General features: G+C 36.3%; 10 protein-coding genes and 1 rRNA gene. 8 read left to right on the top strand and 3 right to left on the bottom strand.

The window, feature by feature from the left end; all coding sequences use genetic code 11:
* Window positions 1-122 (bottom strand): 16S ribosomal RNA (locus J582_RS27115); the annotation flags it as partial.
* Window positions 123-664: 542 nt separating this feature from the next.
* Here J582_RS27115 and J582_RS19910 point away from each other — a divergent pair.
* Genes J582_RS19910 through J582_RS19900 form a run of 3 tightly spaced genes read left to right on the top strand, consistent with a single transcriptional unit; the run spans window position 665 to window position 2891 of the window.
* Window positions 665-1168, top strand: coding sequence for a YfiR family protein (locus J582_RS19910; RefSeq protein ID WP_004711910.1), 504 nt, complete (start codon window positions 665-667; stop codon window positions 1166-1168).
* Window positions 1169-1173: 5 nt separating this feature from the next.
* On the top strand, window positions 1174-2397 hold the full coding sequence (locus tag J582_RS19905; protein ID WP_002014284.1) for a diguanylate cyclase domain-containing protein: 1224 nt from the start codon (window positions 1174-1176) through the stop codon (window positions 2395-2397).
* Window positions 2398-2411: 14 nt separating this feature from the next.
* Entirely contained in the window at window positions 2412-2891 is a 480-nt protein-coding gene (locus J582_RS19900) for an OmpA family protein (RefSeq protein WP_001097560.1), read from the top strand.
* Window positions 2892-2938: 47 nt separating this feature from the next.
* On the opposite strand, the gene J582_RS19895 is transcribed toward J582_RS19900, so the two are convergent.
* Window positions 2939-3949 carry a metallophosphoesterase gene (locus J582_RS19895; RefSeq protein ID WP_004711906.1) on the bottom strand — a complete coding sequence of 337 codons (1011 nt, stop codon included), beginning with the start codon at window positions 3947-3949 and terminating at the stop codon, window positions 2939-2941.
* Between the two features lie 106 nt (window positions 3950-4055).
* Between J582_RS19895 and J582_RS19890 the strand changes: the two genes are divergently transcribed.
* Window positions 4056-5681: a phospholipase D family protein gene (locus tag J582_RS19890; protein ID WP_031983527.1), complete on the top strand. Its 1626-nt coding sequence runs from the start codon at window positions 4056-4058 to the stop codon at window positions 5679-5681.
* Here J582_RS19890 and J582_RS19885 read toward each other — a convergent pair whose 3' ends face one another.
* Window positions 5682-6491 (bottom strand): lysophospholipid acyltransferase family protein, encoded by an 810-nt coding sequence (locus tag J582_RS19885; RefSeq protein WP_002048714.1) that lies wholly within the window; start codon window positions 6489-6491, stop codon window positions 5682-5684. It lies immediately after the preceding gene.
* A gap of 203 nt (window positions 6492-6694) precedes the next feature.
* Here J582_RS19885 and hflX point away from each other — a divergent pair, with 203 nt between their 5' ends.
* From hflX to J582_RS19865, 4 genes are all read left to right on the top strand, one after another.
* Window positions 6695-8029 carry a ribosome rescue GTPase HflX gene (gene hflX, locus J582_RS19880; protein ID WP_031983528.1) on the top strand — a complete coding sequence of 445 codons (1335 nt, stop codon included), beginning with the start codon at window positions 6695-6697 and terminating at the stop codon, window positions 8027-8029.
* 42 nt (window positions 8030-8071) lie between these two features.
* Complete coding sequence (locus J582_RS19875) at window positions 8072-8443, top strand: hypothetical protein (RefSeq protein ID WP_032048456.1); 372 nt, start codon at window positions 8072-8074, stop codon at window positions 8441-8443.
* Window positions 8444-8453: 10 nt separating this feature from the next.
* On the top strand, window positions 8454-9128 hold the full coding sequence (locus J582_RS19870) for an LrgB family protein (RefSeq protein WP_000480818.1): 675 nt from the start codon (window positions 8454-8456) through the stop codon (window positions 9126-9128).
* Window positions 9129-9211: 83 nt separating this feature from the next.
* Window positions 9212-9655, top strand: a complete 444-nt coding sequence (locus J582_RS19865; RefSeq protein ID WP_002048729.1) for a DUF2147 domain-containing protein — start codon at window positions 9212-9214, stop codon at window positions 9653-9655.
* The last annotated feature ends 2 nt before the right edge of the window (window positions 9656-9657 follow it).

The raw sequence follows: 9657 nt of genomic DNA, 5'->3' as shown, positions 1-9657 counted from the left end.
AAAATATCGAAATTACCCGTCCGCCGCTAGGTCCAGTAGCAAGCTACCTTTCCCCGCTCGACTTGCATGTGTTAAGCCTGCCGCCAGCGTTCAATCTGAGCCATGATCAAACTCTTCAGTTAAAATCATTTTGCACCTTATTTATAGACAAGGTGCCAATTCTGGCTCATCAATTACTGACTTAAATTTCGCTCAAATAAACTTCGAGTAATTTAAACCAATCAATCAATGAAAATTATTTCGATTAATCAATCAGTAAAAATCCACACAAGTTGTTCTTCAATTCTCTTAATGATCTTCTTCCTGGTTCGTCACCAGCAAGCTAGGTCGGCTATATTACTCTTAATCTCTTAAAAGTCAACAGGTAATTTCGATATTTTTAAAACTTATCTTTCAAACCAACTTAACATCAAATTCATCACTTAAAGCAACCAACTTAATCTCAAGTAACTGTTTTTCAACAAGTTTCTATCTGCATCACCGCCGATGGATGTGCATTATAGACCATTAACTTACCTTTGCAATACCTTTTTAACACCCCACGCATCAACCGATCATTTTTTAGGCTTTTTAGTCAAAATTAGATGAGATATTAAACTTTTTTTAGTTAATCAACTTCATGTAGAATAGATTATTCGTGCAATTGATTTGGCATTAACTCACCATGTGGCACTCCGCTAAGAAAGTATTATTCTGCATACTTGTAGTGTTTGCTACGAGTGGGCCTGCGTATGCCAATTCAAAACATAATTTCTATGTTCTGACTTTATCTATTTTAAGTTATAGCAAATGGGAGAATGTAAGCACTCCTACTCTTTGTGTAATTGATAATGCTTCAATTACTTCTACTTTTCAGTCTTATATTCAGCAATTATCTTATAACTATCGTGTACAAACGGTTAATGCTAAAGATTTTCCTAAGTCGCATTGCCAAGCTGTTTATTTCTCTACAACCTCTCCTCAGCAGCAACAAAATTTAATTCAAAATTATCCATATCGTTCTTTGCTTTCTTTAAGTATTAATAATCCAGAATGTGAAGTTGGTAGTATCTTTTGCTTATATGACCAAAATAATTACACCACTTTTAAAGTTAACTTAGATGCATTAAGCCACTCCAAGGTCCATATTGACCCAAGGGTATTACTCTTGGCTAAGAATGCGGAGTAAGGGCTATGATATCTAAGTTGTATCAGTCCACTTCTCTACATGCTCTTTTTAGAAAGTCTCAATTTACGATTTTTGCTATTACTTTTTTTATTTGTTCTTTTACCTTTGTATCTATTTCCGTTTTTACTATGGAAACTTATGCAAAGCAGAATTTGCAGTTACTCAGCCATACGCTTCTAGAGCGTATTCAGCCAGCTGTCGTATTTAATGACAAGATCACGATAGAACAGATTTTAAATGAATATACAAATGATCATTCTATTCGAGCAATTCATATTTATGATTCTGAACATCATTTAATTGCACAAAGCTTTAAATTATCGAGTCAAACTTCAGTATTAGAGAAATGGTTTGATCACTGGTTTTTGAATGAGCCGGTACATTTAACAATTTATCATCATCAACAAAATGTAGGTGAACTTACACTTTTTGGTAGCTCTGAAAAAATACTGCAATTTTTAAAGATGATTATGGTCGGTCTTGCGATTGCAATGTTATTTATTGTTTGTGCTTTATGGTGGTCAGTGAATTTGACTTATCGTCAAATTATGCAAGCGATTTATCCACTCACAAATATTGCTCAAATCGTAAGTGAACAAAAAGCTTATAACCTTCGTTTTCCTTATAACCGAATTAAAGAGTTTCAAGATCTAAATACCGTATTTAATGAGTTACTTGAAGAAATTCAGATTTGGGATAATCAACTGCAAAAGGAAAATCGTAAATTATCTTTTCAAGCCCATCATGACCAGCTTACTTTATTACCGAATAGACATTATTTTTATCAAATATTGTTAGATATGTTTGAAGATAAGGATTTTGACAACAAGTCGGCCTTATTGTTCATAGATAACAACAACTTTAAATCAATTAATGATCAGTTCGGACACTTAGCTGGTGATGAAGTTTTGAAAGAGATGGCGAAAAGGTTACAAACGCGCTTACGTCATCAAGACTTTATTGCCCGTTTAGGCGGAGATGAATTTGCGGTTATTTTGCATTCCATTACGCATGCTGATCATTTAATATCTATTGCTGAAAATTTACTCGAAAGCTGTAAAGAACCTTTGCATCTAAATGATCAAACGATTTATTTCAGTTTTAGTGTAGGGATTGCTTTATCCCAATTTGCGTCTAGTCCAGAAGATTTTATTATGCAAGCAGATCAAGCGATGTATAAGGCTAAGACTTCTGAGCAACATTGGTTTATTTATAAACCAGAGAATTAAATTTAGGCTAATTTATGAATACAAGATCTTTGAAACTCTCCTTTATTGCATTGCTGTGCATTGCGCTTGCAGGCTGCTTGAGTTTTGGTCCTTTGAAATATCGTCAAGTAAAAATGCTAAAAAAAGAGGGTTTTGTACTTACTAATGAAGGTTGGACTCTAGGTTTACCAGAACGCTTATTATTTGATTTTAATGACGCAACATTAAAACAAAGTCATGAGGCAGAGCTCACACGTTTAGCAAATCAATTGAATAAATATGATTTGAATAAATTAAAAATTGTTGGTCACACTGACGATGTAGGTAATCCTGAATACAACCAAAAGTTATCTGAAGAACGTGCGCAAAGTGTTGCGAACCTTTTCTTGACTCATGGTTTTAAAAAGGAAAATATTTACGTTATTGGGCGTGGTTCAACTCAACCCTATGTACCGAATACAACCAATGAAAATCGGGCAATTAACCGTCGTGTTGCAATCGTCATTATTCCTTAGGTTTCTAATTATAAAAAAGCCAATCCTTTGTGATTGGCTTTTTTATTTTATACAAGCTCAATAATATCAATAGTAGGCGGCACCCGAAATCTTAATGGTATTCCAACCATACCCGTTCCTACGGTGACGAAAACATCAGCATGTTCATGTGAATAAAAGCCACGTTTATGACCTAAGATTGATACTTTTTTCATAATATAGTTGGTTACCCAAGGAAGTTCGACCTGTCCCCCATGAGTATGTCCAGATAACATTAAGGGGCGATTAGGTAATTTGGGAACCATATCTACAGTATCGGGGTTATGGGACAAAATTAACCAAGGCTTATCTTGAGGTAAGTCTGGCATTGAACGCATATCGGTTTTCCCAGCCCAAAGATCACCAATACCAATTAAACGAAATTCATCAAATTCAACAATTTTCCCTTCAATATCCATAACCTCATTGTAGTGAAGCGCATCTTTTAATAGTTGTTGAATAGGAGGCCCTGGATATTGTTCATCGTGATTTCCAGGAACAGAATACACAGGGGCCTGAATATCTTTGAGTACGCTCAATTCTTGCACCAACTTATCTTCTGGCTCATAAGTCCAGTCTCCTGCCACAACCACTAGGTCTGGCTTTTGTTCATTGAGTTTTTTCACAATGATTTTGAGTTGTCGCTCATGGCCAGAAAATAAACCTATATGTAAATCGGCAATTAAAGCAACTTTTACAGGCTTATTAAAACGGCGGTCTGGATTCAAACGATACTGATGAACATCGACACGTACCATATGCGGTTCTATAAAACGCGCATAAATGAGAATACCGCTTAATAAAAATATAAAAATAGTCTGATGAATTGAGTAATACCCCATCCAACCTGCATATAAATTAAAGAACCAAAGTGGAATAAGAAGATAAGATAGATAAAAAGCAAGTAAGTGAACAAAAGCTTTAAATGGATGAATCGTCTCGGTACGCGATTGATGAACCCAAGCTTCGACAATTCCCCATAAGGCAAGTATTGAAAAAATAAAGTAAAAACAAAAGATGATTGAATTTGGGTTCCACATTACGATTCTCGACTTATCTTATATTGATTGCTAGTAATCAAATTCAATATTTATCTTTCAATATGCACGAATTATACTCTAGCTCACCTTATCGTATGTATTGATTATGGCACAATCCTCTCATTCCAAACAGCTTCAAACTCATCAACAGGCTAAAGGCTTTTTGATCAAAGCTTCTTTAATTGTCTGTTCAAGTTTTGCTGTAACTTTGACAGGTTGTAGCACGCTACCTAAACATCGGGTTGAACCAGTTCAATACGCGCGTGATATCGATACATCTCAAACTTCACTTGCAAAAATTATTACACCTTTACGTGAGCAAAATCCAAATTTAACGGGTTACCACATTTTAAATGATCCGTTAGAAGCTCTCGCAGCTCGTTTAAGGTTGATTGATAAAGCCGAGAAGACTTTAGACTTACAGTACTATATTTGGGATAACGATAAGGTCGGTGCTTTAGCTTTACATGCCATTATTCGTGCTGCCGATCGTGGCGTTAAAGTGCGTTTATTGATTGATGATAATAATGCTAAAAAGATGGAAGGTGTTTTACTGGCCCTTTCTCAACATAAAAATATTGAAGTTAAATTATTTAACCCATACCGTTTTCGTAAATACCGTGCGATGGATATGCTATTAGACTTAAAGCGTATCAATCATCGTATGCATAATAAGAGTTTTATTGCCGATAATCAGGTTGCGCTTATTGGTGGGCGTAATATGACAAATCAGTATTATAACGTTAGTGATAGTTATCAATTCTCTGATGTCGATGTCATGTTAGTCGGTGCTGCTGTTGATGACATCGTAAATTCTTTTGATGACTACTGGAATCATGAATATGCATACTCAGTCCAGAGTATTGTCAGTGCTCAACAACACCGTTTACGATATGAAAGTTTGAAAGAACAACTAGATGCTCACTATCAACAAGCCACTGTTCAAAACTTTCTCAATTTAACGTCTAGATCGCATGCTTTTGATAAATGGTTAGACCATAACATTCAGTTTGACTGGGTGAAGGCAGAGGTTGTAAAAGACTCCCCTGATAAAATTAAGTCAAAAGCAAAAAAAGAAGAGCATTTGAATTTCCAATTGATTAATCATTTGGAAAAACCAGAAAGCAATGTTGATTTGATTTCTGCTTATTTTATTCCTGAAAAGCAAGGCGCTAAAATTTTAAGTACCCTCGCCAAAGAAGGGGTAGAAGTTCGTGTTTTAACAAATTCATTTAAAGCCAATGATGTTGCTGTGGTTCATGCATTTTATGGTCGTTACCGAAAAGAGCTTTTGAAAAACGGCGTACAACTTTATGAGTTTTTACCAACTCCTGATAAACGTAATTTAAATAAAAATACGGATGAGTTGGCAACCAAAGCAAAAGTAAACATGAAAGGTTTAAGTCGCTCAAGTTTACATACTAAACTCATGGCTTTAGATGAACAGGTTTTTATTGGATCATTTAATTTTGACCCACGTTCAGCCTATTTAAATACTGAAATTGGTGTAATTTTAGATAGCCCATCACTGGCTAAAACAATTCACCATACGATGGATGAAAATTTAAATAAGTATGCTTATAAATTAAAACTAGATCCGAATAATAATATTTATTGGCAACAAGAAACTTCAAAAGGCCCTGTCATTTATAGAAAAGAGCCAGAAATGAAATGGTGGCAAAAGGCAGGCATGAAGTTTCTTTCATGGCTGCCTCTCGAAGGTTTTATGTAATTAACTTTTTGGCTTAAGTACTTTTTGATGTAATTGAGCCAAACCTTCTACCATTTTTTGTTGGACTTCTTGAGTTAAACTTTTTACATCATGTCCTTCTACCGAGATAGGAGGCAATGTTAATAAATGAGCCGTTACTTTCGGCATTTCTAGCACACGCTGAATATGCTCAACAAAAGACATCTCCCCAATAAATGGTGCAACGGTATCTAATTCGCCATGACGATTTACATAACAGATTAAACATACCTGTACCGGACGCTCTGCTTCAATAGCAGCTCCAAGTAAACGACCATGAACTTTTTTAACAGAATGACCATCTGTAGTAGTCGCTTCTGGGAAGAATAAAACTGGAATATTTTGTTTTAAGAACCCAGCAATTTGCTCTCTAATTCTAATAGAGTCACCAGACCCACGCTTAATAAATAAAGTGCCACCGCCTTTTGCTAAGTTGCCAAGAATAGGCCAATTTTCTATTTCGGCTTTCGCTAAAAAGAATACACGCGCACCTGAACCTAAAACAGCAATATCAAGCCAAGATATATGATTACTTACCCATAAAGCCGGTTCTCTCGGAATGGTGCCATGCACTTGAACATCGAGGTTAAAGACTTTACATAAACGGCGGCAAAAATATTGGACGTATCGTGTGTTAACAGGGTTATTTGGATCTTTATAAAGTCCATGACGATAAACTAAGTAAAAACCTTCACTGATTGCCGCTGTCGCTGAAGTAACTTTTTTCCCGTATAAACCTATTTTTGAAAATTTCTTTAATGTTGAATTCACTATACTTTGCGTTTGAGCCATAAAATTTCACTAACGATCAATCATTGTTATACCCATCTCGAGCCATTCTATACGTTTCGGAATAAACTTGCATCGCTATGCGATATAAGCAAATAAAAAATAAAATGTATGTAGATAATCTAAAGGATAAGAGCAAACCCTTTCCCCTTTTACTCAAGTTTCTACTAGAATAAAGTTTTAGCCTTTTCAGGATTTATAACCACGTGGAATATGTTGATCGGCATCAAGGCGGTGAACGCACAATATTAGTGAGTGTGTCTGTACAATTATTAGATGATCTGGATGCCGAAGAGTTTGCTCTACTTGCACAGTCTGCTGGTGCAGATATTCTTGAACACATTAAAGTGCAACGTAATAAGCCAAATCCTAAGTTTTTTATTGGTTCCGGTAAAGTCGATGAAATTGCAGAACAAGTTCGTGATTTAGAAGCAGGGCTGGTTATTTTTGATCATGCTTTAACACCTGCTCAAGAACGAAATTTAGAAAGAATATTAAAATGCCGAGTCATTGACCGTACTGGTTTAATTCTAGATATTTTTGCGCTGCGTGCCCGCACCCATGAGGGTAAATTACAAGTCGAGCTTGCTCAGCTTAAACATTTATCAACTCGCCTGATTCGTGGTTGGTCTGCTGACTTTGAACAACAAAAAGGTGGTATTGGCTTACGTGGTCCCGGTGAAACCCAACTCGAAACAGACCGTCGCCTCATTCGTGTGCGTATTACACAATTAAAAGATAAGTTAGATAAAGTTCATCAAACTCGTATACAAGGGCGGGCGGCAAGACAAAAAGCTTCAATCCCAACCGTATCCTTAGTAGGTTATACCAATGCGGGTAAATCCACATTATTTAATATTTTAGCAAAAAGCGATGTGTATGCAGCCGACCAACTGTTTGCAACTCTTGATCCAACCTTACGTCGTTTAGAATGGGATGGTATTGGTACTGTTGTGCTTGCAGATACTGTAGGTTTTGTGCGAAACCTACAACATGATCTAGTTGAATCTTTTAAAGCAACTTTAGAAGAAACGCTTGAAGCCACCCTACTTTTACATGTCATTGACAGCAGTAGCCATGACATGCTTGATCAGATTGAAGCTGTTGAAGGGGTTTTAAAAGAAATTGGAGCAGATTCACCTGTCCTTCGTGTCTACAACAAAATCGATTTAAGTGGTGAAGAGGCTAAAATTATTTATTCACAGCCTCATGTTCCTGATCGTGTGTATGTTTCAGCACATTCAGGTTTAGGGCTAGATTTACTACGCCAAGCAGTCCAAGAATGTTTAATGGGGCAACTTCAACAATTCTCATTAAAACTTAAACCTGCTTATGGCAAATTGCGTACCCAGCTTTATACTTTAAACGTGATCGAATCTGAACATTATGATGATGAAGGAATTTTACATATTGATATACGAATTGCACCTCATAAGCTTGAGCAGTTAATTCGTCAAGCCAAACTCCCTATCGACGAGATATTGGGTGACCGGGCGAGTCAGTTTAAAAGACCATTGGAAGAGTTTGAAATCAAGCACTAGATCAGTTAAAACTTGATAAGTACACTTTTAGAGATAAAAAATATGGATAAGATCAAAAGTATAGATTGGGCAGCATGGGTAGGAACTTTTCTACTTATTATCGGTTTCCGTGAAGGCTCAGTCGTCGTTATGCGTGCTTTTGGTCATCCAGAATTAGGTAACTTAGTTGGTTTAATTAGTTTACTCATCATCTTACTCATTTGGCGCAAGTTTAACAAAATCCCCTTAAGACTTGTCGACACCAATAATAAAATTATGAAAGAAAGTGGTTTTGCTTTTTTACCTATTTGTGCAGGTTCATTAATTATGCTGGTACATATGGGTAAAGAAATTCCTTTGTTTCTCTTCGTATTAGTGGTGAGCACCCTTATACCCTTGTGGGTCTATGCAAAAATGGCCAAACATTGGTTATAAGGAGAATAAAATGTTTATGATTTTATATGGATTTTTGATTACGCTAGTTGGCTATCTTTGTGCAAAACCTTTAAACCGTCGTTTCCCTCAAGTGCCTCTTTTAGTTTTTGGTATGTTCATTGTGATTGGTTTATTGTCAATCTTGAAAGTTCCTTATGAAGAATATCGTCTTTACGTAAATGATTTATTTAGCCATTTATTAGGATATGTCACAGTTGCTTTAGCTATACCATTAGCTGCGATGCGTTATGACGACTTACCTCTTAAATCGGTTATTGGCATTTTATGCTTTGCGAGTATTAGTGCTGTTGCTTTACCAATGGGACTTGCTTATTTATTGCATATGTCTGAGCCTACTATTTTGGCTTTTGCTACACGCGCCGTAACTACACCTATTGCTTTAAATATCGCGACTTTGTTACATGCTCCAGAAACTTTAGTCACTCTGATCGTGATTTTATCTGGCGTTATTGGTGCAGCATTTTCACCATTTTTACTTAAGCATATTCATGATGAAAGAGCATCAGGTTTAGCTTTAGGCTTAGCTGCCCATGCAATTGGAACTGCTCAAGCTTGGCAGCGTGGCCCTGTTGCGGGTCGTTATGCTGCATTTGGTATGGCCTTAAATGGGGTATTTACTGCAATCTGGCTACCAACCTTCATGTTATCTTTTGGAATACATTGATTAAAAAGTAGTTTAAATAAACATTGAACCCGTTATTAATTAGAAATAAGATGGACTTTCAAATCTAAAAGGATTTTTTGATTATGGGGAAATTTTTTGTTGGAGCTTTGCTCCTATTGGGAATGAATACTGCTACTTTTGCAGCCGATATTACCGGTCTTTGGCAAACAATTGACGATAAAACTGGCACACCTAAGGCTCACGTAGAAATACGTAAAGAGGCGAATGGTACGTATGCAGGAAAAGTTGTAAAAATCACACCGCGTCCGGGTTATACACCAAAAGAAATTTGTGATAACTGTCCAGCGCCTTATACCAATAAGCATATTGTAGGTTTGGATATTGCGACTGGCTTAAAACAAGTTGATAGTACAACCTATACCGGAGGAAAAATTCTAGATCCAAATACTGGTAAAGTTTACGGATTAAAAGCCAAACTCAGTGCAAATGGTAACCGTCTACATATGCGCGGTTATCTTGGAGTTTCTGCTTTAGGCCGCAATCAAATCTGGATTCGACTAGAATAATT

The organism is Acinetobacter sp. 1566109 (assembly GCF_000582255.1).
Lineage (GTDB): Bacteria > Pseudomonadota > Gammaproteobacteria > Pseudomonadales > Moraxellaceae > Acinetobacter > Acinetobacter nosocomialis.
Note: the sequence above shows the minus strand (reverse complement) of the source record. Positions and strands in the feature narration are given on the sequence as shown.